This window comes from Salmonella sp. FC25216 (genome assembly GCF_057751355.1).
The window spans coordinates 127,248-151,231 of record NZ_JBDGON010000001.1 but is presented as its reverse complement, the minus strand read 5'-3'; the positions used below and the strand labels follow the sequence as shown (position 1 = coordinate 151,231).

At 54.4% G+C, this 23,984-nt stretch carries 20 protein-coding genes; 16 read left to right on the top strand and 4 right to left on the bottom strand.

Annotated elements, in window-relative coordinates; genetic code table 11:
- Window positions 1-6: 6 nt before the first annotated feature.
- The 4 genes from leuC to leuL all read right to left on the bottom strand — a co-directional run bounded on the left by leuC (window position 7) and on the right by leuL (window position 4,247).
- On the bottom strand, window positions 7-1,407 hold the full coding sequence (gene leuC, locus AC3G3F_RS00665; protein WP_488394282.1) for a 3-isopropylmalate dehydratase large subunit: 1,401 nt from the start codon (window positions 1,405-1,407) through the stop codon (window positions 7-9).
- Window positions 1,408-1,409: 2 nt separating this feature from the next.
- On the bottom strand, window positions 1,410-2,501 hold the full coding sequence (gene leuB, locus AC3G3F_RS00660; RefSeq protein WP_023245700.1) for a 3-isopropylmalate dehydrogenase: 1,092 nt from the start codon (window positions 2,499-2,501) through the stop codon (window positions 1,410-1,412).
- Entirely contained in the window at window positions 2,501-4,072 is a 1,572-nt protein-coding gene (gene leuA, locus AC3G3F_RS00655; protein ID WP_023245701.1) for a 2-isopropylmalate synthase, read from the bottom strand. The genes leuB and leuA overlap by 1 nt, the downstream gene beginning before the upstream one ends.
- A gap of 88 nt (window positions 4,073-4,160) precedes the next feature.
- A complete protein-coding gene (gene leuL / locus AC3G3F_RS00650; protein WP_023245702.1) occupies window positions 4,161-4,247 on the bottom strand; it encodes a leu operon leader peptide in 87 nt (28 codons plus the stop codon).
- Window positions 4,248-4,902: 655 nt separating this feature from the next.
- On the opposite strand from leuL, the gene leuO reads away from it, so the two are divergent.
- The 16 genes from leuO (at window position 4,903) to AC3G3F_RS00570 (ending at window position 23,983) form a co-directional block, all read left to right on the top strand.
- The gene (leuO, locus tag AC3G3F_RS00645) at window positions 4,903-5,847 is read left to right on the top strand and encodes a transcriptional regulator LeuO (protein WP_023245703.1); all 945 of its coding nucleotides are present in this window, start codon (window positions 4,903-4,905) and stop codon (window positions 5,845-5,847) included.
- Between the two features lie 321 nt (window positions 5,848-6,168).
- A complete protein-coding gene (gene ilvI, locus AC3G3F_RS00640) occupies window positions 6,169-7,893 on the top strand; it encodes an acetolactate synthase 3 large subunit (protein ID WP_053508828.1) in 1,725 nt (574 codons plus the stop codon).
- A 2-nt stretch (window positions 7,894-7,895) separates the two neighbouring features.
- Complete coding sequence (gene ilvN / locus AC3G3F_RS00635) at window positions 7,896-8,387, top strand: acetolactate synthase small subunit (RefSeq protein WP_023245705.1); 492 nt, start codon at window positions 7,896-7,898, stop codon at window positions 8,385-8,387.
- Between the two features lie 285 nt (window positions 8,388-8,672).
- Window positions 8,673-9,677 carry a catabolite repressor/activator gene (gene cra, locus AC3G3F_RS00630; RefSeq protein ID WP_023245706.1) on the top strand — a complete coding sequence of 335 codons (1,005 nt, stop codon included), beginning with the start codon at window positions 8,673-8,675 and terminating at the stop codon, window positions 9,675-9,677.
- Window positions 9,678-10,273: 596 nt separating this feature from the next.
- Entirely contained in the window at window positions 10,274-10,732 is a 459-nt protein-coding gene (gene mraZ / locus AC3G3F_RS00625) for a division/cell wall cluster transcriptional repressor MraZ (protein WP_000488294.1), read from the top strand.
- Window position 10,733: 1 nt separating this feature from the next.
- A complete protein-coding gene (rsmH, locus tag AC3G3F_RS00620) occupies window positions 10,734-11,675 on the top strand; it encodes a 16S rRNA (cytosine(1402)-N(4))-methyltransferase RsmH (RefSeq protein ID WP_023245708.1) in 942 nt (313 codons plus the stop codon).
- Window positions 11,672-12,037, top strand: coding sequence for a cell division protein FtsL (gene ftsL, locus AC3G3F_RS00615; protein WP_000625651.1), 366 nt, complete (start codon window positions 11,672-11,674; stop codon window positions 12,035-12,037). Before rsmH ends, ftsL begins: the two co-directional genes overlap by 4 nt.
- A gap of 152 nt (window positions 12,038-12,189) precedes the next feature.
- Complete coding sequence (gene ftsI / locus AC3G3F_RS00610) at window positions 12,190-13,944, top strand: peptidoglycan glycosyltransferase FtsI (RefSeq protein WP_000196885.1); 1,755 nt, start codon at window positions 12,190-12,192, stop codon at window positions 13,942-13,944.
- Window positions 13,931-15,418 (top strand): UDP-N-acetylmuramoyl-L-alanyl-D-glutamate--2,6-diaminopimelate ligase, encoded by a 1,488-nt coding sequence (gene murE, locus AC3G3F_RS00605; RefSeq protein WP_053529481.1) that lies wholly within the window; start codon window positions 13,931-13,933, stop codon window positions 15,416-15,418. The genes ftsI and murE overlap by 14 nt, the downstream gene beginning before the upstream one ends.
- Window positions 15,415-16,773: a UDP-N-acetylmuramoyl-tripeptide--D-alanyl-D-alanine ligase gene (gene murF / locus AC3G3F_RS00600; protein ID WP_023245711.1), complete on the top strand. Its 1,359-nt coding sequence runs from the start codon at window positions 15,415-15,417 to the stop codon at window positions 16,771-16,773. The genes murE and murF overlap by 4 nt, the downstream gene beginning before the upstream one ends.
- Entirely contained in the window at window positions 16,767-17,849 is a 1,083-nt protein-coding gene (gene mraY, locus AC3G3F_RS00595) for a phospho-N-acetylmuramoyl-pentapeptide-transferase (RefSeq protein ID WP_000964138.1), read from the top strand. Before murF ends, mraY begins: the two co-directional genes overlap by 7 nt.
- A 2-nt stretch (window positions 17,850-17,851) precedes the next feature.
- Window positions 17,852-19,168, top strand: coding sequence for a UDP-N-acetylmuramoyl-L-alanine--D-glutamate ligase (gene murD, locus AC3G3F_RS00590; RefSeq protein ID WP_053508820.1), 1,317 nt, complete (start codon window positions 17,852-17,854; stop codon window positions 19,166-19,168).
- Window positions 19,168-20,412: a cell division protein FtsW gene (gene ftsW, locus AC3G3F_RS00585; protein ID WP_001239803.1), complete on the top strand. Its 1,245-nt coding sequence runs from the start codon at window positions 19,168-19,170 to the stop codon at window positions 20,410-20,412. The genes murD and ftsW overlap by 1 nt, the downstream gene beginning before the upstream one ends.
- Window positions 20,409-21,476: an undecaprenyldiphospho-muramoylpentapeptide beta-N-acetylglucosaminyltransferase gene (gene murG / locus AC3G3F_RS00580; protein ID WP_023245713.1), complete on the top strand. Its 1,068-nt coding sequence runs from the start codon at window positions 20,409-20,411 to the stop codon at window positions 21,474-21,476. The genes ftsW and murG overlap by 4 nt, the downstream gene beginning before the upstream one ends.
- Window positions 21,477-21,594: 118 nt before the next feature.
- The gene (gene murC, locus AC3G3F_RS00575; RefSeq protein WP_023245714.1) at window positions 21,595-23,070 is read left to right on the top strand and encodes a UDP-N-acetylmuramate--L-alanine ligase; all 1,476 of its coding nucleotides are present in this window, start codon (window positions 21,595-21,597) and stop codon (window positions 23,068-23,070) included.
- Window positions 23,063-23,983, top strand: coding sequence for a D-alanine--D-alanine ligase (locus AC3G3F_RS00570; RefSeq protein WP_053508818.1), 921 nt, complete (start codon window positions 23,063-23,065; stop codon window positions 23,981-23,983). The genes murC and AC3G3F_RS00570 overlap by 8 nt, the downstream gene beginning before the upstream one ends.
- The last annotated feature ends 1 nt before the right edge of the window (window position 23,984 follow it).

The following is a 23,984-nucleotide window of genomic DNA, read 5'->3' as shown; positions in this document are numbered from 1 at the left end:
TTCTCCTTATTTGATGCTGCGAATATCGGCAAAACGGCCCGTGACGGCAGCCGCGGCGGCCATCGCCGGGCTGACCAGATGGGTGCGCCCGCCACGGCCCTGACGACCTTCAAAATTGCGGTTGCTGGTCGAGGCGCAACGTTCGCCCGGATTCAGACGATCGTTATTCATCGCCAGGCACATCGAGCAGCCCGGCAGACGCCACTCAAAACCGGCTTCGATAAATATTTTATCCAGCCCTTCTGCTTCCGCCTGCGCTTTGACCGGGCCGGAGCCGGGAACCACCAGCGCCTGTACGCCCGGCGCGACTTTACGGCCTTTGGCGACTGCCGCCGCCGCGCGCAAATCTTCAATGCGTGAATTGGTACAAGAGCCGATAAAGACTTTATCGATAGCAACGTCCGTTAACGGTACGCCCGGCTGTAAGCCCATATAAACCAGCGCTTTTTCAGCGCTGGCGCGTTCAACCGGATCGCTAAAGGAGGCGGGATCGGGGATGATGTCGGTGACGGAAATCACCTGGCCCGGATTAGTGCCCCAGGTCACCTGCGGCGCGATCTCTTCCGCCCGCAGGGTGACGACGGTATCAAAGGTCGCACCGTCATCGGTTTTCAGCGTTTTCCAGTACTCAACGGCGTCGTCAAAATCGCGGCCCTTCGGCGCGTGCAAACGCCCTTTTACGTAGTTGAAGGTGGTTTCATCCGGGGCGACCAGACCGGCTTTGGCACCCATCTCAATCGCCATATTGCACAGCGTCATGCGGCCTTCCATACTCAGCGCGCGGATCGCGTCGCCGCAAAATTCAACCACGTGTCCGGTACCGCCGGCGCTGCCGGTTTTGCCGATGATCGCCAGCACGATGTCTTTGGCGGTAATGCCCGGCGCGGCGTTGCCCGTGACTTCAATCTTCATGGTTTTAGCGCGCCCCTGTTTCAGGGTTTGCGTCGCCAGTACATGTTCCACCTCAGAGGTGCCGATGCCGAAGGCCAGCGCGCCAAACGCGCCGTGGGTGGCGGTGTGGGAGTCGCCGCAGACGATGGTCATGCCCGGCAGGGTGACGCCCTGTTCCGGCCCCATCACATGGACGATACCCTGATACGGGTGATTCAGGTCATACAGTTCAACGCCGAACTCGTTACAGTTCTTAATCAGCTCCTGCATCTGGATACGCGCCATTTCGCCGGAGGCGTTAATGTCTTTAGTCTGCGTCGAGACGTTGTGATCCATCGTGGCGAAGGTTTTCTCTGGCTGACGTACAGGACGATGGTGCGCGCGCAGACCGTCAAACGCCTGCGGTGAGGTGACTTCGTGTACCAGGTGGCGATCGATGTACAGCAACGGCGTTTCGTTTGGCGCCTCAAAGACCACGTGGGCATCAAATAATTTTTCGTATAATGTCTTCGCCATGATTACACCCCTTCTGCGACATAGCGGGCGATAATATCGCCCATCTCATCGGTACTGACCGCGGCAGCGCCCCGGGCTAAATCGCCGGTGCGAATGCCTTCTTCTAATGCGCGATTGATCGCCTGTTCAATGGCTGTTGCCGCCTCATCGGCGTCCAGGCTGTAGCGCAGCAGCAACGCCAGCGACAGGATCTGCGCAATCGGATTGGCGATATTTTTCCCGGCGATATCCGGCGCGGAGCCGCCAGCCGGTTCATACAGACCAAACCCTTGCTCGTTCAGGCTGGCGGACGGCAGCATCCCCATTGAGCCGGTGATCATGGCGCATTCGTCGGACAGAATGTCGCCGAACAGGTTAGAGCACAGCAGTACGTCAAACTGCGACGGGTCTTTAATCAACTGCATGGTGGCGTTATCGATGTACATGTGCGCCAGTTCCACGTCGGGATACGCTTTCGCGACGTCATTGACGATCTCACGCCACAGAATAGAGCTTTGCAGTACGTTGGCTTTATCAATAGAGGTGACTTTACGGCGGCGTTTACGCGCCGATTCAAAGGCGATACGGGCAATACGTTCGATCTCAAAGCGGTGATAAACTTCGGTATCAAAGGCTTTTTCGTACTGACCGCTGCCTTCGCGGCCTTTTGGCTGACCGAAATAGATCCCGCCAGTCAGCTCGCGCACGCACAGGATATCGAAACCGTTAGCGGCGATATCGGCGCGCAACGGGCAAAACGCTTCCAGTCCCTGATACAGTTTCGCCGGGCGCAGGTTACTGAATAATTTGAAATGTTTGCGCAGCGGCAGCAGGGCGCCGCGCTCCGGCTGGCTTTCGGGAGGCAAATTTTCCCATTTCGGGCCGCCGACGGAGCCAAACAGAACGGCATCCGCCTGCTCACACCCTTCAACGGTGGCTTTCGGCAGTGGATGACCATGATTGTCGATAGCAATACCGCCGACGTCATAGCGGCTGGTGGTAATACGCATACCAAAACGGCTGCGCACCGCGTCCATGACTTTCAGGGCTTGCGCCATGACTTCCGGGCCGATGCCGTCGCCCGGCAATACGGCAATATGATAGTTCTTCGACATTACACGGTTTCCTTGTTGTTCTCTTTATTGTGAGCTTTGCGTTGCAATTCTTTTTCAACTTCGGCAGCGCGCCAGATATTGTTCAGCACGTGCACCATCGCTTTGGCGGAGGATTCGACGATATCCGTCGCCAGCCCGACGCCGTGGAAGCGTCGACCATGATGGTTCACCACGATATCGACCTGACCCAGCGCGTCTTTGCCCTGGCCTTTGGCGTTCAGGTCGTATTTAACCAGCTCAACGTCGTAGCCCGTGATGCGGTTAATCGCCTGATAGATAGCATCGACCGGGCCATTGCCATTCGCCGCTTCGGCCTTGATCTCTTCACCACAGGCCAGTTTCACGGAAGCGGTGGCGATATCGCTGGAGCCGGACTGCACGCTGAAGTAGTCCAGACGGAAATGCTCTGGCTCTTCTTGCTGTTTATTAATGAACGCCAGCGCTTCCAGGTCGTAGTCAAACACCTGGCCTTTTTTGTCCGCCAGCTTCAGGAACGCGTCGTACAGGTGATCCATGTTGTAGTCTGTGTCTTTGTAACCCATCTCCTCCATGCGGTGTTTGACCGCGGCGCGGCCAGAGCGGGAGGTCAGATTCAGCTGTACCTGGTTCAGACCGATAGACTCCGGCGTCATGATTTCATAGTTTTCGCGGTTCTTGAGGACGCCGTCCTGGTGGATGCCGGAAGAGTGGGCGAAAGCGCCGCTGCCAACAATGGCTTTGTTGGCCGGAATTGGCATATTACAGATCTGGCTGACGGTCTGGCTGGTACGCCAGATTTCGTGGTGATTGATGTTGGTATGCACGTTCATAATGTCTTTGCGCACTTTAATCGCCATGATGACTTCTTCCAGCGCGCAGTTACCGGCGCGTTCGCCGATACCGTTCATCGCGCCTTCGACCTGACGCGCGCCCGCATGTATCGCCGCCAGTGAGTTGCCTACCGCTATCCCTAAATCGTCGTGGGTATGAACAGAGATGATGGCTTTGTCGATATTGGGGACACGTTCATACAGGCCGGAAATGATTCCCGCAAACTCAAACGGCATGGTATAGCCCACGGTATCGGGAATGTTGATGGTTCTCGCGCCGGCGTTTATGGCGGCTTCCACCACGCGCGCTAAATCGTCAACAGGCGTCCGGCCAGCGTCCTCGCAGGAGAACTCCACGTCATCAGTATAATTACGCGCATGCTTAACCATGTATACCGCGCGTTCGATGACCTCATCCAGCGTACTGCGCAGCTTGGTGGCGATATGCATTGGCGAGGTGGCGATAAAAGTATGGATACGAAACGCGTTGGCGACCTTCAGCGCCTGTGCCGCGACGTCGATGTCTTTTTCTACACAACGGGCCAGGGCGCAAACGCGGCTATTTTTGATGGTGCGCGCGATGGTTTGTACGGACTCAAAATCACCCGGAGAAGAGACCGGGAAGCCCACTTCCATGACATCAACACCCATGCGCTCAAGGGCCAGGGCAATCTGCAGCTTCTCTTTCGCGCTCAGGCTGGCCTGTAACGCTTGTTCGCCGTCGCGTAAGGTCGTATCAAAAATAATGACTTGCTGGCTCATGATGTGGTCCTTGTCTCCTGGAGCGCCTTGCGTCAGGCATAAAAAAACCCGCGCAACGGCGCGGGTTTTTGTTTGACTTCGAGCTGACTTAATGCTGAATGCCGCCCACCAGTCTACCGCGCACAGTAAATGCGTTTAGTAGTAGTAGCCCAGTGAAACGAACAATATGTGACATTAATTCAACTCCAGCGAATGCGATATGCTTTTAGTGGTACTGGATATGCCATTTGATGTCAACTCTGATTTCTAGCGCCATTGCATTTTGTTGGTCGTATCCGATACTTACTTTAGCTAATTGTGCTAGGTATGGCGTCCAATAAAGGATAAAAGAATGGGTAGACATTCATACTTTTCATTGTTTGAAATATTTAGGCATTTTTGTTTGCAAATTGGTTAGAGGAGCGGTCAGCTAAAGGTATGCTAAAGGTTAGGTTTATCTTTTTGATTTATTTTGTTTTTTAGTAAATAACCTTGTTTACTTAATGGGTAAAGATAATGTTATTGATAAATTAATGTTAACTTTTCCGGCATTAATAATATAAACATTTAATTGAAACTTAAATTATCATTCACTTGGCGTATGATTGTGTATTCGCCATGGTTATGGTTATATTGCTTCCGTAATTTAAACATTATGAATTGCGATGATGTGGCTCAGGGTACATTACGCTTGCGCTGGCATTCTATTTGTCTCTGTCAGCGTCTTTATGTTTTCCGAATTTTAACGCTTTCCCTTTTTCTTATTTTATATGCATGGTAAATCATATTTTCAGGAATTATTTCTGCTTTCAGCCAGAAAAAGGGAGTTAAGCGTGACAGTGGAGTTAGATATGCCAGAGGTCAAAACCGAAAAGCCGCATTTTTTAGAGATGAGCAAACCGCAGCTTCGCATGGTTGATTTGAACCTATTAACCGTGTTCGATGCGGTGATGCAAGAGCAGAATATTACGCGCGCCGCCCACACGCTCGGAATGTCGCAGCCTGCGGTCAGTAACGCCGTGGCGCGTCTGAAGGTTATGTTTAATGACGAACTTTTTGTTCGGTATGGACGAGGAATTCAGCCGACTGCCCGTGCATTTCAATTATTTGGTTCAGTCCGTCAGGCATTGCAATTGGTACAAAATGAATTGCCGGGATCGGGGTTTGAGCCGACCAGTAGCGAACGTGTATTCAACCTTTGCGTGTGCAGTCCGCTGGATAATATCCTGACGTCACAGATTTATAATCACGTAGAACAAATTGCGCCGAATATTCATGTCGTTTTTAAAGCATCGTTGAATCAGAATACCGAGCATCAGCTACGCTATCAGGAAACCGAGTTCGTTATTAGTTATGAAGAATTCCGTCGCCCTGAATTTACCAGCGTACCGCTATTTAAAGATGAAATGGTTTTAGTCGCCAGCCGGAAACATCCGCGTATTAGCGGCCCCCTGCTGGAAAGCGATGTTTATAGTGAACAACATGCGGTTGTTTCTCTCGAACGTTATGCTTCATTTAGTCAGCCATGGTATGACACGTCGGATAAACAGTCGAGCGTGGCTTATCAGGGCATGGCGCTTATCAGCGTTCTGAATGTGGTTTCGCAGACACATTTGGTCGCAATTGCCCCGCGTTGGTTGGCGGAAGAGTTTGCGGAGTCGCTGGATCTGCAAATATTGCCGTTGCCTTTAAAACTGAATAGCCGGACATGCTACCTTTCCTGGCATGAAGCGGCTGGGCGTGATAAAGGGCACCAATGGATGGAAGAGTTATTAGTCTCTGTTTGTAAGCGATAAAACCGGGCAGAATAAATCAGAAATACTTTCTGGTTTATTCTGCTTTTTGTCGTATATCAAAAATTTTATGCTGAATTAGCGCCTGGCGATTCTTTCCGTCACTATGAAAAATAGATGAATTGCTGTAAGTCTGCATTTATAAGCGATTATTTATTACCTGGTGTGATTCAGACGGAGTATTTATCCACTTCTTCTCTTATTGCTTCCTGATTATTCTAATCTTCTTCCCCTTTACGTCATTCCCCCCAATTGCCAGGCGTGATAGCGAGCGGTTAAGGTGTCCATCAAACCGTGATGACAGGTATAAAGTGGAGGCAAGCCGTGGAGATGTTGTCTGGAGCCGAGATGGTCGTCCGATCGCTTATCGATCAAGGCGTAAAACAGGTGTTCGGCTATCCTGGAGGCGCAGTGCTTGATATTTATGATGCGCTACATACCGTCGGGGGGATCGAGCATGTACTGGTTCGCCATGAACAGGCCGCGGTGCATATGGCGGATGGTCTGGCGCGAGCCACTGGCGACGTTGGCGTGGTGCTGGTGACTTCCGGGCCGGGGGCGACCAATGCGATTACCGGGATTGCTACGGCCTATATGGATTCCATTCCGCTGGTGATTCTTTCCGGCCAGGTCGCTACCTCATTGATTGGCTATGATGCCTTTCAGGAGTGCGATATGGTGGGGATTTCCCGACCAGTGGTCAAACATAGCTTCCTGGTCAAACAGACGGAAGATATTCCGCAGGTACTTAAAAAAGCCTTCTGGCTGGCGGCAAGCGGGCGTCCCGGGCCGGTGGTTGTGGATCTGCCGAAAGATATTTTGAATCCGGCGAAAAAAATGCCGTATGCCTGGCCGGAAACGGTCAGTATGCGCTCTTACAATCCCACAACGTCAGGACATAAAGGGCAAATTAAGCGTGCGTTGCAAACACTGGCGTCGGCGAAAAAACCGGTGGTCTATGTCGGGGGAGGGGCGATAAGCGCAGCCTGCTATGCGCCGCTGCGCCACATAATCGAAACTTTTAACCTGCCGGTGGTCTCTTCATTAATGGGACTGGGCGCGTTTCCTGCTACTCATCGCCAGTCGTTAGGAATGCTGGGAATGCATGGCACTTATGAAGCCAATATGACCATGCATAGCGCTGACGTAATTTTTGCTGTTGGCGTACGATTTGACGACCGGACGACGAATAATCTCGCTAAATATTGTCCGAACGCGACGGTATTACATATCGATATTGACCCGACTTCTATATCCAAAACGGTGAATGCTGATATCCCGGTGGTAGGCGATGCCCGTCTGGTACTCGAACAAATGCTGGAGATGCTGGCGCAGGATGCGCCGTCTCAGCCGCGGGATGATATTCGCGACTGGTGGCAGCAGATAGAGATCTGGCGCGCCCGTCAGTGCCTGAAATATGACGCGGAAAGCGAAAGCATTAAACCCCAGGCGGTGATTGAAACCCTCTGGCGTCTGACGAAGGGCGACGCGTACGTGACGTCCGATGTAGGACAACACCAGATGTTTGCCGCCCTCTACTACCCGTTCGATAAACCGCGTCGCTGGATTAATTCCGGCGGGCTCGGCACGATGGGTTTTGGCCTACCGGCTGCGCTGGGCGTTAAAATGGCCCTGCCGAAAGAAATGGTGGTCTGCGTGACCGGCGATGGCAGTATACAGATGAACATTCAGGAGCTGTCGACAGCCTTACAGTATGAACTGCCGGTGCTGGTTCTGAACCTGAACAACCGTTATCTGGGGATGGTGAAACAGTGGCAGGACATGATCTATTCCGGTCGTCATTCTCAGTCTTATATGCAATCGTTGCCGGATTTTGTGCGCCTGGCGGAGGCCTATGGCCATGTCGGACTTCAGATTAACCGTCCGGATGAGCTGGAAAGCAAACTCAGCGAAGCCCTTGAGCAGGTACGTAATAACCGGCTGGTGTTCGTCGATGTCATTGTTGATGGCAGCGAGCATGTCTATCCGATGCAGATTCGCGGGGGCGGGATGGACGAAATGTGGTTAAGCAAAACGGAGAGGACCTGATGATGCGCCGGATATTATCGGTATTACTGGAAAACGAATCTGGGGCGTTATCGCGGGTTATCGGCCTCTTTTCGCAACGCGGATATAATATTGAAAGCCTGACCGTCGCGCCGACAGACGATCCGACGTTGTCACGCATGACAATCCAGACGGTAGGCGATGAAAAAGTGCTTGAGCAAATTGAAAAGCAACTGCACAAGCTGGTTGATGTGCTGCGCGTCAGCGAGCTGGGACAGGGAGCGCACGTTGAGCGGGAGGTCATGCTGGTGAAAATCCAGGCCAGCGGCTACGGACGAGAAGAGGTGAAGCGTAATACGGAAATTTTCCGTGGCCAGATTATTGATGTCACGCCAATGCTGTATACCGTCCAACTGGCGGGCACCAGCGATAAACTGGATGCTTTTCTGGCCTCGCTGCGAGACGTGGCGAAAATTGTTGAAGTGGCGCGTTCAGGCGTCGTCGGGCTTTCGCGCGGCGATAAGATTATGCGCTGAGCAGATTTGCCGGATGACGACGCGGTCGCGTCTTATCCGGCCTACAGGCTGATATCTGGCCCAGGCCGGATAAGCGTAGCGCCATCAGGCAGATTTGCCGGATATGAGCCAACAGGAATTATCGCCCCCAACCCAATATCACCGGTTGGGCTTTTTTTTGCGAAATCCGTGGTAACCCGGAATAAAAGCGGTTGCCGGAGTGATCAAACTGCGCTTAGATGTTAAAGATTTTAACCCATGCCGACATAAAGGTTATGGTTTGTACAATTTACACAAGGGGCAATTGTGAAACTGGATGAAATCGCTCGGCTGGCCGGTGTCTCGCGTACAACTGCAAGCTACGTTATAAACGGTAAAGCAAAGCAATACCGCGTGAGCGACAAAACCGTAGAAAAAGTCATGGCGGTGGTGCGTGAGCACAATTACCATCCTAATGCTGTGGCTGCCGGGCTACGTGCTGGACGCACACGTTCCATTGGTCTGGTGATTCCGGACCTTGAAAACACGAGCTACACCCGTATCGCAAACTATCTTGAGCGCCAGGCGCGCCAGCGTGGCTACCAACTGCTGATCGCCTGTTCTGAAGATCAGCCGGATAACGAAATGCGCTGTATTGAGCACCTTTTACAACGCCAGGTGGATGCAATCATTGTTTCAACCTCGTTACCGCCGGAACATCCCTTTTATCAGCGCTGGGCTAACGATCCGTTCCCCATCGTCGCGCTCGACCGCGCGCTGGATCGTGAACATTTCACCAGCGTGGTCGGCGCCGATCAGGATGATGCCGAGATGTTGGCGGAAGAACTGCGTAAATTCCCGGCGGAAACGGTGCTTTATTTGGGCGCGCTGCCGGAGTTGTCTGTCAGCTTCCTGCGCGAACAGGGATTCCGTACCGCATGGAAAGACGATCCGCGGGAGGTGAATTTCTTATATGCCAACAGCTATGAACGCGAAGCCGCCGCACAGCTATTTGAGAAATGGCTGGAAACGCATCCTATGCCGCAGGCGCTCTTTACCACATCGTTCGCGCTATTACAGGGTGTGATGGACGTTACGCTGCGGCGCGATGGAAAACTGCCCTCGGATTTGGCGATTGCGACCTTCGGCGATCATGAGCTGCTGGATTTTCTGCAATGTCCGGTGCTGGCGGTGGCGCAGCGTCATCGCGATGTCGCGGAACGCGTGCTGGAGATTGTGCTGGCAAGCCTTGATGAACCGCGTAAACCGAAACCGGGCTTAACGCGTATTCGGCGAAACCTGTATCGTCGTGGCATTCTAAGCCGTACCTAACGGACCGGCGGTAAAAGACCCTCTCTTCTGCCGCCGTCAAACAAAAAGCGTATCAGTAAAAATATCCCTCGAATAATTAAGATTATTCCTTAAAATTATCCGAAAATTCTTTTTTATTACCTTTCTTTTGTCCGCATTCCGATAATTAAGACGTAACAAGTGTTTTCCTTTGTCTTGTTTTGTTACAGGCGGGCAAGAAATCGTCGAATTAACAGCCACTTTCTCTCTCTGGCGCAACAGACGCCCGTAGGCGCTGGTATAGCAGGTGTCGCACACGTTAAACAGACATTGTTAACACAGTGCAATATGTCCTAAAATGCCGCTCGCGTCGCAAACTGACACTTTATATTTTTCTCGGATTATATTGAGTCCGTTTTAAACGGTGGTGGGTCTTTGGTTTTTTTCTTACAAATATTCATAACGTTAATTTGTCTGGTGCGCTGGACGGAAATTAATCAACGCAGATATTCGTCATAAACATTGGCTTTTTTACTTCGGTAAGCGTTGTGACTTGCTTGACAAGCTTTTCCTCCGCTCCGTAAACTCCTTCGAGTGGGAATTTGTGGGATAAAGTGGTAAGAAGGGGTGAGACTGGCATGTTCCGGGGGGCAACGTTAGTCAATCTCGACAGTAAAGGGCGCCTGACCGTGCCGACCCGTTATCGGGAGCAGCTGATCGAGAGCGCTACCGGTCAAATGGTATGTACCATTGACATTCATCACCCATGCCTGCTGCTTTACCCCCTGCCTGAATGGGAAATTATTGAGCAAAAGTTATCTCGTCTGTCGAGCATGAACCCGGTAGAACGTCGCGTACAGCGGTTACTGTTGGGCCATGCCAGCGAATGTCAGATGGACGGTGCAGGTCGATTACTGATCGCGCCAGTTCTGCGGCAACATGCCGGACTGACGAAAGAAGTGATGCTGGTTGGACAGTTCAACAAATTTGAGCTGTGGGATGAAACGACCTGGTATCAACAGGTCAAGGAAGATATCGACGCTGAACAGTCAGCTACCGAAACGTTATCGGAGCGGCTGCAGGACTTGTCTCTATAAGATGATGGAAAATTTTAAACACACTACGGTACTGTTGGATGAAGCCGTTAATGGGCTGAATATTCGTCCGGATGGTATCTATATTGATGGCACATTTGGTCGCGGCGGCCACTCGCGCCTGATCCTCTCGCAACTGGGCGAAGAGGGGCGTTTGTTGGCGATCGATCGCGATCCGCAGGCGATCGCCGTTGCGCAGACCATTAATGATCCTCGCTTCTCCATCATTCATGGACCTTTTTCCGCGTTGGCTGATTATGTGGCCGAGCGCGAGCTTACCGGCAAGATTGACGGAGTCCTTCTCGATCTTGGCGTCTCTTCTCCGCAGCTTGATGATGCGGAGCGCGGTTTTTCATTTATGCGCGACGGTCCGCTGGATATGCGAATGGACCCGACGCGCGGCCAGTCTGCCGCCGAGTGGTTACAAACGGCGGAAGAGGCGGATATCGCCTGGGTGTTAAAAACATTCGGCGAGGAGCGTTTTGCCAAACGTATTGCTCGCGCCATTGTTGAGCGCAATCGCGAACAGCCGATGACCCGCACCAAAGAGCTGGCGGAAGTGGTTGCGGCGGCGACCCCGGTAAAAGACAAATTCAAACATCCCGCGACCCGTACCTTCCAGGCGGTGCGCATCTGGGTAAACAGTGAACTGGAGGAGATAGAGCAGGCGCTAAAAAGCTCGCTCAACGTGCTGGCCCCGGGCGGGCGGCTTTCAATCATCAGTTTCCACTCGCTGGAAGACCGTATTGTGAAACGCTTTATGCGTGAGCAAAGCCGCGGTCCGCAAGTGCCGGCCGGATTACCGATGACGGAAGCGCAGCTCAAAAAACTGGGCGGTCGTGAGTTACGAGCGTTAGGCAAGTTGATGCCGGGTGAAAAAGAGGTAGCTGAAAATCCTCGGGCCCGTAGTTCAGTTCTGCGTATCGCAGAGAGGACGAACGCATGATCAGCAGAGTGACAGAAGCCCTAAGCAAAGTTAAGGGATCGATAGGAAGCAACGAGCGCCATGCCTTGCCTGGCGTGATCGGTGACGATCTTTTGCGGTTCGGGAAGCTGCCACTCTGCTTGTTCATTTGCATTATTTTAACGGCGGTGACGGTGGTCACGACGGCGCACCATACTCGCTTACTCACCGCGCAACGTGAACAACTGGTTCTGGAGCGCGATGCATTGGACATTGAATGGCGCAACCTGATCCTTGAAGAAAACGCGCTCGGCGATCATAGCCGGGTGGAGCGGATCGCAACGGAAAAGCTGCAAATGCAGCATGTTGATCCGTCCCAAGAAAATATCGTAGTGCAAAAATAAGGATAAACGCGACGCATGAAAGCAGCGGCAAAAACGCTATACGCGAAAGCATTCATGGTGCATCAAAGCGGCAAGCGTATGAATCCTCGGGAGCTTACTCAGGTAAGTGACAGGGGCGAGTATGCGCAGGCAACGCAGAGGCAGCTTGAAGGATGACGCGTATAAAATCGAAACGCCAGGAAGAACAGACCAACTTCATCAGTTGGCGTTTTGCGTTGCTGTGCGGCTGTATTTTACTGGCGCTGGTTTTTTTACTCGGGCGCGCGGCGTGGCTACAGATTATCGCTCCGGATATGCTGGTGCGTCAGGGCGATATGCGTTCGCTGCGTGTTCAGGAAGTCTCCACCTCACGCGGTATGATTACTGACCGTTCCGGGCGTCCACTGGCGGTCAGCGTACCGGTTAAGGCGATCTGGGCCGATCCGAAAGAAGTTCATGACGCCGGCGGCATCAGCGTCGGCGATCGCTGGAAAGCGCTTTCTACTGCGCTCAATATTCCGCTCGATCAGCTCTCCGCCCGTATCAACGCCAACCCGAAAGGGCGTTTTATTTATCTGGCGCGCCAGGTAAATCCCGACATGGCAGACTACATCAAAAAACTCAAACTGCCGGGTATTCATTTGCGTGAAGAATCACGCCGCTACTACCCGTCAGGAGAAGTAACCGCTCACCTCATCGGTTTTACCAACGTCGACAGTCAGGGGATTGAAGGCGTTGAAAAGAGCTTCGATAAGTGGCTTACCGGTCAGCCTGGCGAGCGAATCGTGCGTAAAGACCGCTATGGCCGCGTGATTGAGGATATCTCCTCCACTGACAGCCAGGCGGCGCACAACCTGGCGTTAAGCATTGATGAACGCTTACAGGCGTTGGTTTACCGCGAACTGAACAATGCGGTGGCGTTTAACAAGGCAGAATCCGGTAGCGCGGTGTTGGTCGATGTCAATACCGGTGAAGTACTGGCGATGGCGAACAGCCCTTCCTATAACCCCAACAACCTTGCCGGTACGCCGAAAGACGCGATGCGTAACCGCACCATCACCGACGTGTTTGAACCGGGTTCTACGGTTAAGCCGATGGTGGTGATGACCGCGCTTCAGCGCGGTATCGTCAACGAAAATACGGTGTTGAATACCGTTCCATACCGAATTAACGGCCACGAAATCAAAGACGTGGCGCGCTACAGCGAATTAACCCTGACCGGGGTTCTACAGAAGTCGAGTAACGTCGGCGTATCCAAACTGGCGTTAGCGATGCCGTCCTCAGCGTTAGTAGATACTTACTCACGTTTTGGGCTAGGAAAGGCGACCAATTTGGGGTTGGTCGGAGAACGCAGTGGCTTATATCCTCAAAAACAACGGTGGTCCGACATAGAGAGGGCCACCTTCTCTTTCGGCTACGGGCTAATGGTAACGCCGTTACAGTTAGCGCGAGTCTATGCAACGATCGGTAGCTATGGCATTTATCGCCCGCTGTCGATTACCAAAGTCGATCCGCCTGTACCCGGCGAACGCATCTTCCCTGAATCCACCGTGCGCACCGTGGTGCATATGATGGAAAGCGTGGCGCTGCCTGGCGGCGGCGGCGTGAAGGCGGCAATTAAAGGCTACCGTATCGCTATCAAAACCGGTACGGCGAAAAAAGTGGGGCCGGACGGTCGCTACATCAACAAATACATTGCTTATACCGCAGGCGTAGCGCCTGCGAGTCAGCCGCGCTTCGCGCTGGTAGTTGTAATCAACGATCCGCAGGCGGGTAAATACTACGGCGGCGCCGTTTCCGCGCCGGTGTTTGGTGCCATCATGGGCGGCGTTCTGCGCACCATGAACATCGAACCGGACGCGCTGGCAACGGGCGAAAAAAATGAATTCGTAATTAATCAAGGCGAGGGAACAGGTGGCAGATCGTAATTTGCGCGACCTTCTTGCTCCGTGGGTAGCTGGACTACCCGCGCGAGAACTGCGAGAGATGACGCTCGACAGCCGTGTGGCTGCGGCGGGCGATCTCTTTGTGGCAGTGGTGGGTCATCAGGCGGACGGGCGTCGATATATCCCGCAGGCGATAGCGCAAGGCGTAGCTGCCATTATTGCAGAGGCGAAAGACGAGGCGACCGACGGTGAGATTCGCGAAATGCACGGCGTACCGGTCGTCTATCTCAGCCAGCTCAATGAGCGTTTATCGGCGCTGGCGGGCCGCTTTTACCATGAGCCATCTGAAAACATGCGTCTGGTGGCGGTGACCGGCACCAACGGCAAGACCACCACCACCCAACTGCTGGCGCAGTGGAGCCAGTTGCTCGGCGAAACCAGCGCGGTGATGGGAACGGTAGGCAACGGACTGTTGGGCAAAGTGATCCCGACGGAGAACACAACCGGTTCCGCTGTGGATGTTCAGCATGTGCTGGCCAGTCTGGTTGCGCAGGGCGCGACCTTCGGCGCGATGGAAGTCTCTTCTCACGGCCTGGTGCAGCATCGCGTGGCGGCGCTGAAATTTGCTGCCTCCGTATTTACTAATTTGAGCCGCGACCATCTCGACTATCATGGCGATATGGCGCATTACGAGGCGGCAAAATGGATGCTTTATTCAACTCACCATCACGGGCAGGCAATCGTCAACGCCGATGATGAAGTTGGACGCCGCTGGCTGGCGTCGCTACCCGATGCGGTCGCAGTATCGATGGAAGGGCATATCAATCCTAACTGTCACGGCCGTTGGCTGAAAGCGGAGGCGGTGGACTACCACGACCGCGGAGCGACGATTCGTTTTGCTTCAAGCTGGGGTGAAGGCGAAATAGAAAGCCGCCTGATGGGCGCGTTTAACGTCAGCAACTTACTGCTGGCATTGGCGACGCTGCTGGCGCTGGGCTATCCGTTAACGGATTTGCTGAAAACCGCCGCGCGTTTGCAGCCGGTTTGCGGGCGGATGGAAGTCTTTAGCGCGCCAGGCAAAGCCACTGTCGTTGTCGATTACGCGCACACGCCTGATGCGCTGGAAAAAGCGTTGCAGGCGGCGCGTCTGCACTGCGCCGGAAAATTATGGTGCGTCTTTGGCTGTGGCGGGGATCGTGACAAAGGTAAGCGCCCACTCATGGGGGCCATTGCCGAAGAGTTCGCGGATATCGTCGTGGTGACTGACGATAACCCGCGTACCGAGGAGCCGCGCGCCATTATCAACGATATTCTGGCTGGAATGCTGGACGCCGGGCAGGTCAGGGTAATGGAAGGCCGCGCTGAGGCGGTAACCAACGCCATTATGCAGGCAAAAGACAATGACCTCGTGCTGATTGCAGGTAAAGGGCACGAGGATTACCAGATTGTCGGCACGCAGCGTCTTGATTATTCAGACCGCGTGACCGCAGCGCGTTTGCTGGGGGTGATCGCATGATTAGCGTAACGCTCAGCAAAATTGCCGATGTCCTTGGCGCCGAACATCGCGGGGCGGATCTCACTCTCGATACGGTCATTACCGATACACGGAAAGTGACGCCGGGATGCCTGTTCGTGGCGCTGAAAGGGGAACGCTTTGATGCACATGATTTTGCCGATAAAGCAAAAGCGAACGGCGCTGGCGCACTGTTGGTCAGCCGTCCTCTGGATATCGATCTTCCGCAGGTGATTGTAAACGACACGCGTCAGGCATTTGGCCAACTGGCCGCCTGGGTGCGTATGCAGGTACCGGCGCGGGTGGTGGCGTTAACCGGTTCGTCCGGCAAAACCTCGGTCAAAGAGATGACCGCCGCGATGCTTAGCCAGTGTGGAAATACCCTGTATACCGCGGGCAATTTTAACAACGACATCGGCGTGCCAATAACGCTGCTGCGCTTAAACCATGATTATGACTATGCGGTAATCGAGTTAGGCGCTAATCACCAGGGGGAAATCGCCTGGACCGTTAGCCTGACGCGCCCGGAAGCGGCGCTGGTCAATAACCTGGCGGCGGCGCATCTGGAAGGCTTCGGCTCGTTGGCCGGCGTGGCGAAAGCGAAAGGCGAAATCTATACCGGTTTGCCTGAGAACGGTATCGCGATTATGAATGCCGATAATAATGACTGGCTGAACTGGCAAAGCATTATTGGCGATCGCCAGGTGTGGCGCTTTTCGCCGAATGCGGCAAACAGCGACTTTACTGCCGCGAATATCCACGTTACGTCACACGGTACCGAATTTACCCTGCAAACGCCGATGGGCAGCATTGATGTGCTACTGCCGTTGCCGGGGCGGCATAATATTGCTAACGCGCTGGCGGCCTCTGCTTTATCAATGGCGGTGGGGGCGACGCTTACGGCGATTAAAGCAGGGCTGGCAACGTTAAAAGCCGTACCCGGGCGTCTGTTCCCGATTCAGCTAAGTGAAAAACAACTGGTGCTGGATGACGCTTATAACGCCAACGTCGGTTCGATGACCGCCGCAGTGCAGGTCCTTTCTGAAATGCCAGGCTACCGCGTGCTGGTGGTAGGCGATATGGCCGAACTGGGCGCAGAAAGCGAAGCGTGCCACCTCCAGGTTGGCGAGGCCGCAAAGGCGGCGGGTATTGATCGCGTGTTAAGTACCGGAAAACTCAGTCAGGCTATCAGTCACGCCAGCGGCGTCGGCGAACATTTTGCCGATAAAGCCGCGCTGATTGCGCGTTTACACGCTCTGCTTCAGGAGCAACCGATGATGACTATTTTAGTGAAAGGATCACGCAGCGCCGCGATGGAAGACGTGGTTCATGCGTTACAGGAGAAAGGTTCATGTTAGTTTGGCTGGCCGAGCATTTGGTCAAATATTATTCCGGCTTTAACGTCTTTTCTTATCTGACGTTTCGCGCCATCGTCAGCCTGCTGACCGCGCTGTTCATCTCTTTATGGATGGGCCCGCGTATGATCGCTCGTCTGCAAAAACTCTCTTTTGGCCAGGTGGTACGTAATGATGGCCCGGAATCGCACTTCAGTAAACGTGGTACGCCGACGATGGGCGGCATCATGATCCTGACGGCGATTGTGATTTCCGTTCTGTTATGGGCTTACCCGTCTAACCCGTACGTCTGGTGCGTGCTGGTGGTACTGATTGGCTACGGCATTATCGGTTTTGTCGATGACTACCGCAAAGTGGTGCGGAAAGATACCAAAGGGCTGATTGCGCGCTGGAAATATTTCTGGATGTCGGTTATCGCGCTCGGCGTGGCCTTTGCGCTTTATCTCGTCGGGAAAGACACGCCCGCGACCCAGTTGGTGGTACCGTTCTTTAAAGATGTTATGCCGCAATTGGGGCTGTTTTACATTCTGCTGTCCTACTTTGTCATCGTCGGTACGGGTAACGCCGTGAACCTGACCGATGGGCTTGATGGTCTGGCGATTATGCCGACTGTTTTCGTTGCCGCCGGCTTTGCGTTGGTGGCCTGGGCGACCGGGAACATGAACTTCGCCAATTACCTGCATATTCCGTATTTGCGTCATGCGGGCGAGCTGGTGATTGTCTGTACGGCGATTGTCGGCGCGGGATTAGGATTCTTGTGGTTTAACACCTATCCGGCGCAGGTTTTTATGGGCGATGTCGGATCGCTGGCGTTGGGTGGCGCGTTGGGCATTATCGCCGTGCTACTGCGTCAGGAATTCTTGCTGGTGATCATGGGTGGCGTCTTTGTGGTGGAAACCCTGTCGGTCATCCTGCAGGTGGGTTCCTTCAAACTACGCGGACAGCGTATTTTCCGTATGGCGCCTATCCATCACCACTATGAACTGAAAGGCTGGCCGGAACCGCGCGTGATTGTGCGCTTCTGGATTATTTCGCTGATGCTGGTGCTCATTGGCCTGGCAACGCTGAAGGTACGTTAATCATGGCTGATTATCAGGACAAAAACGTCGTCATTATCGGTCTGGGCTTAACCGGACTCTCTTGCGTGGACTTTTTCCTCGCCCGCGGCGTGACGCCGCGGGTGATGGATACTCGCGTGACGCCGCCGGGTCTGGATAAGCTGCCGCAAGAGGTTGAGCGTCACGTTGGCGGTCTGAACGACGAGTGGCTCTTAGCGGCGGATTTAATCGTCGCCAGCCCTGGCATCGCCCTGGCGCATCCCTCTCTTAGCGCTGCCGCCAGCGCTGGAGTAGAAATTGTCGGCGATATCGAACTGTTTTGCCGCGAAGCGCAAGCGCCGATTGTGGCCATCACCGGCTCTAACGGCAAAAGCACCGTGACCACATTAGTGGGTGAGATGGCGAAGGCGGCGGGCGTCAGTGTTGGTGTTGGCGGCAATATCGGTCTTCCGGCGCTGATGCTGTTGGATGCCGATCGCGAATTGTACGTGTTGGAATTATCCAGTTTCCAACTGGAAACCACGTCAAGTTTGCAGGCGGTGGCGGCAACGGTGCTCAATGTTACTGAGGATCATATGGATAGGTATCCGTTTGGTCTGCAACAGTACCGGTCGGCGAAACTGCGCGTCTACGAGAAGGCGAAAGTGTGCGTAGTGAATGCCGATGACGCGTTGACGATGCCGGTACGCGGGGCCGATGAACGCTGTGTCAGCTTTGGCGTCAATATGGGGGATTATCACCTTAATCGTCAGCAGGGCGAAACCTGGCTGCGAGTCAAAGGCGAGAAGGTGCTGAACGTGAAAGAGATGAAGCTTTCCGGTCAGCATAACTATACCAATGCGTTAGCGGCGCTGGCTCTGGCGGATGCCGCAGGCCTGCCGCGCGCCAGCAGTTTGAAGGCGTTGACGACATTTACCGGTCTGGCGCACCGCTTCCAACTGGCGCTGGAGCATAACGGTGTACGTTGGATCAACGACTCGAAAGCGACCAACGTCGGCAGTACCGAAGCGGCGCTAAACGGTTTGCATGTGGACGGTACGCTGCATCTGCTGCTGGGCGGCGACGGTAAGTCGGCAGACTTTTCTTCGTTGGCGCGCTATTTGACCGGCGACCGTATCCGTCTGTATTGCTTTGGGCGCGATGGTGCGCAGCTTGCCGCGCTGCGCCCGGAAATCGCCCAACAGACTGAGACGATGGAAGAGGCGATGCGTCTGCTGGCGCCACGCGTTCAGCCGGGGGATATGGTGCTGTTGTCGCCCGCCTGCGCCAGCCTCGATCAGTTTAAAAGTTTTGAGCAACGGGGCGATGTCTTTACCCGTCTGGCGAAGGAGTTAGGTTGATGCGTTTATCTCTCCCCCGTCTGAGAATGCCGCGCGTACCAGGTTTTGGCCTCCTGGCCTGGCTGTTTGCGGCGCTTAAAGGCTGGGTGATGGCTTCGCGCGATAAAGACGCCGACAGCCTGATCATGTATGACCGCACGCTGCTATGGCTGACCTTCGGGCTGGCGGCGATTGGTTTTGTCATGGTGACGTCGGCCTCCATGCCAGTCGGGCAGCGCCTGGCGAACGATCCGTTTTTGTTTGCCAAACGTGATGCGCTCTATATCTTCCTGGCATTTTGTCTGGCGATGGTCACGCTGCGTTTGCCAATGACTTTCTGGCAAAAATACAGCACGACGATGCTGATTGCGTCGATCATTATGCTGCTTATCGTGCTGGTCGTCGGGAGTTCAGTCAACGGGGCGTCGCGCTGGATTGCGCTGGGGCCGCTGCGTATCCAGCCTGCGGAGTTTACCAAGCTGTCGCTGTTTTGCTACCTCGCGAACTATCTGGTGCGTAAGGTTGATGAGGTGCGAAACAACCTGCGCGGCTTTTTAAAACCAATGGGGGTGATTCTGGTGCTGGCGGTGTTACTGCTGGCGCAGCCTGACCTCGGGACGGTGGTCGTACTGTTTGTCACCACGCTGGCGATGCTGTTTCTCGCCGGGGCGAAATTATGGCAGTTCATCGCCATTATCGGGATGGGCATCTCGGCGGTGATTCTGCTAATCCTCGCCGAACCGTATCGTATTCGCCGCGTCACCTCTTTCTGGAATCCCTGGGAAGATCCGTTCGGCAGCGGTTATCAGCTAACGCAGTCGCTGATGGCTTTTGGTCGCGGTGAGATATGGGGGCAAGGGCTGGGGAATTCGGTGCAGAAACTGGAGTATTTGCCGGAGGCGCACACCGATTTCATCTTCGCCATTATTGGGGAAGAACTGGGTTATATCGGTGTGGTATTGGCGCTTTTAATGGTATTCTTCGTCGCTTTTCGCGCGATGTCGATTGGCCGTAAGGCGCTGGAGATTGACCACCGTTTTTCCGGTTTTTTAGCGTGTTCTATCGGTATCTGGTTTAGCTTCCAGGCGCTGGTAAACGTTGGCGCGGCTGCGGGGATGCTGCCGACCAAAGGACTTACGCTGCCGCTGATCAGCTATGGCGGGTCGAGTCTGTTGATTATGTCGACGGCCATTATGTTTTTATTACGTATTGATTATGAAACGCGTCTGGAAAAAGCGCAGGCGTTTACACGAGGTTCTCGATGAGTGGTCAACCGAAGCGGTTAATGGTGATGGCGGGCGGTACCGGCGGACACGTGTTCCCGGGACTGGCCGTTGCGCATCATTTAATGGCCCAGGGCTGGCAGGTTCGCTGGCTGGGTACCGCCGATCGTATGGAAGCGGATTTAGTGCCGAAGCATGGTATCGACATTGACTTTATTCGGATCTCCGGCCTGCGCGGTAAAGGCGTAAAAGCACTTCTGGCGGCGCCGTTGCGGATTTTTAACGCCTGGCGGCAGGCGCGGGCGATCATGAAACGGTTTAAGCCGGATGTCGTGCTGGGAATGGGCGGTTATGTTTCCGGCCCCGGCGGTCTTGCCGCCTGGTCATTGGGTATTCCGGTCGTCTTGCATGAGCAAAATGGTATCGCCGGGCTAACCAATCAGTGGCTGGCCAAAATCGCGACCACGGTGATGCAGGCGTTTCCCGGTGCGTTTCCGAACGCGGAAGTGGTGGGTAACCCGGTGCGTACCGACGTACTGGCGTTGCCGCTGCCGCAGACGCGTCTGGCCGGTCGTGGCGGCCCGATTCGCGTGTTGGTGGTCGGCGGTTCGCAGGGGGCGCGAGTCCTGAACCAGACGTTGCCGCAGGTTGCCGCCAGACTGGGCGATACGGTTACAATCTGGCATCAAAGTGGAAAAGGCGCGCAGCACACGGTAGAGCAGGCGTATGCCGGGGCGGGACAACCGCAGCATAAGGTGACGGAATTTATCGATGATATGGCCGCCGCCTATGCGTGGGCGGATGTGGTGGTGTGTCGTTCCGGCGCTTTAACGGTGAGCGAGATCGCCGCCGCCGGGTTACCGGCGATATTCGTGCCGTTTCAACATAAAGACAGGCAGCAGTACTGGAATGCGCTGCCGTTAGAAAACGCTGGCGCAGCTAAGATTTTTGAGCAGCCGCAGTTTACTGTAGAGGCTGTCGCCGACACCCTGGCGGGGTGGTCGCGCGCGACGTTATTAACCATGGCGGAGCGTGCCCGCGCGGTATCTATTCCGGATGCCACCGAGCGCGTCGCCAGTGAAGTCAGCCGGGTTGCCCGGACATAATTTGTAGCGGTGCCTTTTGCATCGTAGGGTTTTTCTACCCTCAATAATTTGGGTTGCAGGAAAGCCAACGCACCTGCAATTTGAAGTATGACGGGTATTGGAGTTAATGGCGTAAAGAATGAATACACAACAACTGGCAAAACTGCGTTCCATCGTGCCCGAAATGCGTCGCGTTCGGCACATTCACTTTGTCGGCATCGGTGGTGCTGGTATGGGCGGTATTGCCGAAGTTCTGGCCAATGAAGGGTATCAGATCAGTGGTTCCGATTTAGCGCCGAATCCGGTGACCCAGCAGTTGACGAGCCTGGGGGCGACGATTTTCTTTAACCATCGTCCGGAAAATGTGCGCGATGCCAGCGTGGTTGTGGTTTCCAGCGCGATTTCCGCGGATAACCCGGAAATTGTCGCGGCGCATGAGGCGCGTATTCCGGTTATTCGCCGTGCGGAAATGCTGGCGGAACTGATGCGTTTTCGCCACGGTATTGCCATTGCCGGGACCCACGGTAAAACCACAACGACCGCAATGGTGTCCAGTATTTATGCCGAAGCGGGGCTGGACCCGACTTTCGTGAATGGCGGACTGGTGAAAGCCGCAGGCGTTCATGCGCGTCTGGGCCATAGTCGTTACCTGATTGCCGAGGCGGATGAGAGCGACGCGTCTTTCTTGCATTTGCAGCCGATGGTCGCGATTGTCACCAACATCGAAGCTGACCATATGGATACCTATCATGGCGACTTTGAAAATTTAAAGCAGACGTTTATTAACTTCCTGCATAACCTGCCGTTCTATGGTCGCGCGGTAATGTGCGTCGACGATCCGGTTATCCGCGAGCTGCTGCCGCGGGTGGGGCGTCAGACCACGACGTATGGTTTTAGCGAGGATGCTGATGTCCGCGTAGAAGATTATCAGCAGATAGGGCCGCAGGGGCACTTTACGCTGCTGCGCCAGGGAATGCCGGATCTGCGCGTGACGTTGAATGCGCCGGGTCGCCACAATGCCTTGAATGCCGCGGCGGCAGTGGCGGTAGCGACCGAAGAAGGCATCGACGATGATGCTATCCTGCGGGCGCTGGAAAGCTTCCAGGGGACCGGGCGTCGCTTTGACTTCCTCGGCGAGTTCCCGCTTGAGCCGGTGAATGGTAAAGCCGGGACGGCGATGCTGGTGGATGACTATGGTCATCATCCGACCGAAGTAGACGCCACCATTAAAGCCGCGCGGGCGGGGTGGCCGGATAAAAACCTGGTGATGCTGTTTCAGCCGCACCGTTACACGCGCACGCGCGATCTGTATGACGATTTCGCTAATGTGCTGACGCAGGTCGATGCGCTGCTGATGCTGGACGTTTACCCGGCGGGCGAAGCGCCGATTCCGGGCGCGGATAGCCGTTCTTTATGTCGCACGATTCGTAATCGGGGAAAAATTGACCCGATTCTGGTTTCCGATCCGGCTCAGGTTGCGACAATGTTAGCACCGGTGCTTACGGGTAACGACTTGATATTAGTGCAAGGCGCAGGAAATGTTGGCAAAATTGCGCGTTACTTATCTGAAATCAAGCTGAAGCCGCAAATCCAGGAGGAAGAGCAACATGGCTGATAAAATCGCGGTCCTGTTGGGCGGAACCTCTGCGGAGCGGGAGGTCTCGTTAAATTCCGGCGCGGCAGTGTTGGCAGGGTTACGTGAAGGCGGCATTGATGCGTATCCCGTCGATCCGCAAGAGGTCGATGTCGCGCAGCTTAAAGCAATGGGCTTTCAGAAGGTCTTTATTGCGTTGCATGGCCGTGGCGGTGAAGATGGCACCTTACAGGGAATGCTTGAACTGCTCGGCCTGCCTTATACCGGCAGCGGAGTGATGGCCTCGGCGCTTTCAATGGATAAACTGCGCAGTAAATTGCTGTGGCAGGGCGCAGGGTTACCCGTCGCGCCGTGGGTCGCGTTGACGCGCGCCGGGTTTGAAAAAGGCCTTAGCGAAGAACAAAAAGCGCGAATTTTGGCGCTGGGTTTACCGCTGATCGTCAAACCCAGCCGTGAAGGCTCCAGCGTCGGTATGACGAAAGTGGTAGAAGAAAATGCTTTGCAGGGTGCGTTATCATTGGCTTTTCAGCATGATGACGAAATACTGATTGAAAAATGGCTGTGCGGTCCGGAATTTACGGTGGCGATAGTTGGCGAAGAAATTTTACCGTCAATTCGTATCCAACCGGCAGGAACCTTCTATGATTATGAGGCGAAGTATCTCTCTGATGAGACACAGTATTTCTGCCCTGCCGGTTTAGAAGCGCCTCAGGAAGCCGCGCTACAGTCGCTCGTCCTGCAGGCATGGAAAGCTTTAGGCTGCACGGGATGGGGGCGTATTGACGTCATGCTGGACAGCGATGGTCAGTTTTATCTGCTGGAAGCCAATACTTCTCCGGGTATGACCAGCCATAGTCTGGTGCCGATGGCGGCGCGTCAGGCGGGAATGAGCTTCTCGCAGTTAGTGGTACGAATACTGGAGTTGGCGGACTGAT

Coding starts and splice junctions, on each gene's coding strand:
- ftsL (WP_000625651.1), top strand. CDS start 11,672: ATGATCAGCAGAGTGACAGAAGCCCTAAGCAAAGTTAAGGGATCGATA.
- leuL (WP_023245702.1), bottom strand. CDS start 4,247: ATGTCACATATTGTTCGTTTCACTGGGCTACTACTACTAAACGCATTT.
- murG (WP_023245713.1), top strand. CDS start 20,409: ATGAGTGGTCAACCGAAGCGGTTAATGGTGATGGCGGGCGGTACCGGC.
- mraY (WP_000964138.1), top strand. CDS start 16,767: ATGTTAGTTTGGCTGGCCGAGCATTTGGTCAAATATTATTCCGGCTTT.
- ilvN (WP_023245705.1), top strand. CDS start 7,896: ATGCGCCGGATATTATCGGTATTACTGGAAAACGAATCTGGGGCGTTA.
- murC (WP_023245714.1), top strand. CDS start 21,595: ATGAATACACAACAACTGGCAAAACTGCGTTCCATCGTGCCCGAAATG.
- leuC (WP_488394282.1), bottom strand. CDS start 1,407: ATGGCGAAGACATTATACGAAAAATTATTTGATGCCCACGTGGTCTTT.
- rsmH (WP_023245708.1), top strand. CDS start 10,734: ATGATGGAAAATTTTAAACACACTACGGTACTGTTGGATGAAGCCGTT.
- leuA (WP_023245701.1), bottom strand. CDS start 4,072: ATGAGCCAGCAAGTCATTATTTTTGATACGACCTTACGCGACGGCGAA.
- leuB (WP_023245700.1), bottom strand. CDS start 2,501: ATGTCGAAGAACTATCATATTGCCGTATTGCCGGGCGACGGCATCGGC.
- murF (WP_023245711.1), top strand. CDS start 15,415: ATGATTAGCGTAACGCTCAGCAAAATTGCCGATGTCCTTGGCGCCGAA.
- leuO (WP_023245703.1), top strand. CDS start 4,903: ATGCCAGAGGTCAAAACCGAAAAGCCGCATTTTTTAGAGATGAGCAAA.
- AC3G3F_RS00570 (WP_053508818.1), top strand. CDS start 23,063: ATGGCTGATAAAATCGCGGTCCTGTTGGGCGGAACCTCTGCGGAGCGG.
- murD (WP_053508820.1), top strand. CDS start 17,852: ATGGCTGATTATCAGGACAAAAACGTCGTCATTATCGGTCTGGGCTTA.
- ftsW (WP_001239803.1), top strand. CDS start 19,168: ATGCGTTTATCTCTCCCCCGTCTGAGAATGCCGCGCGTACCAGGTTTT.
- ftsI (WP_000196885.1), top strand. CDS start 12,190: ATGACGCGTATAAAATCGAAACGCCAGGAAGAACAGACCAACTTCATC.
- mraZ (WP_000488294.1), top strand. CDS start 10,274: ATGTTCCGGGGGGCAACGTTAGTCAATCTCGACAGTAAAGGGCGCCTG.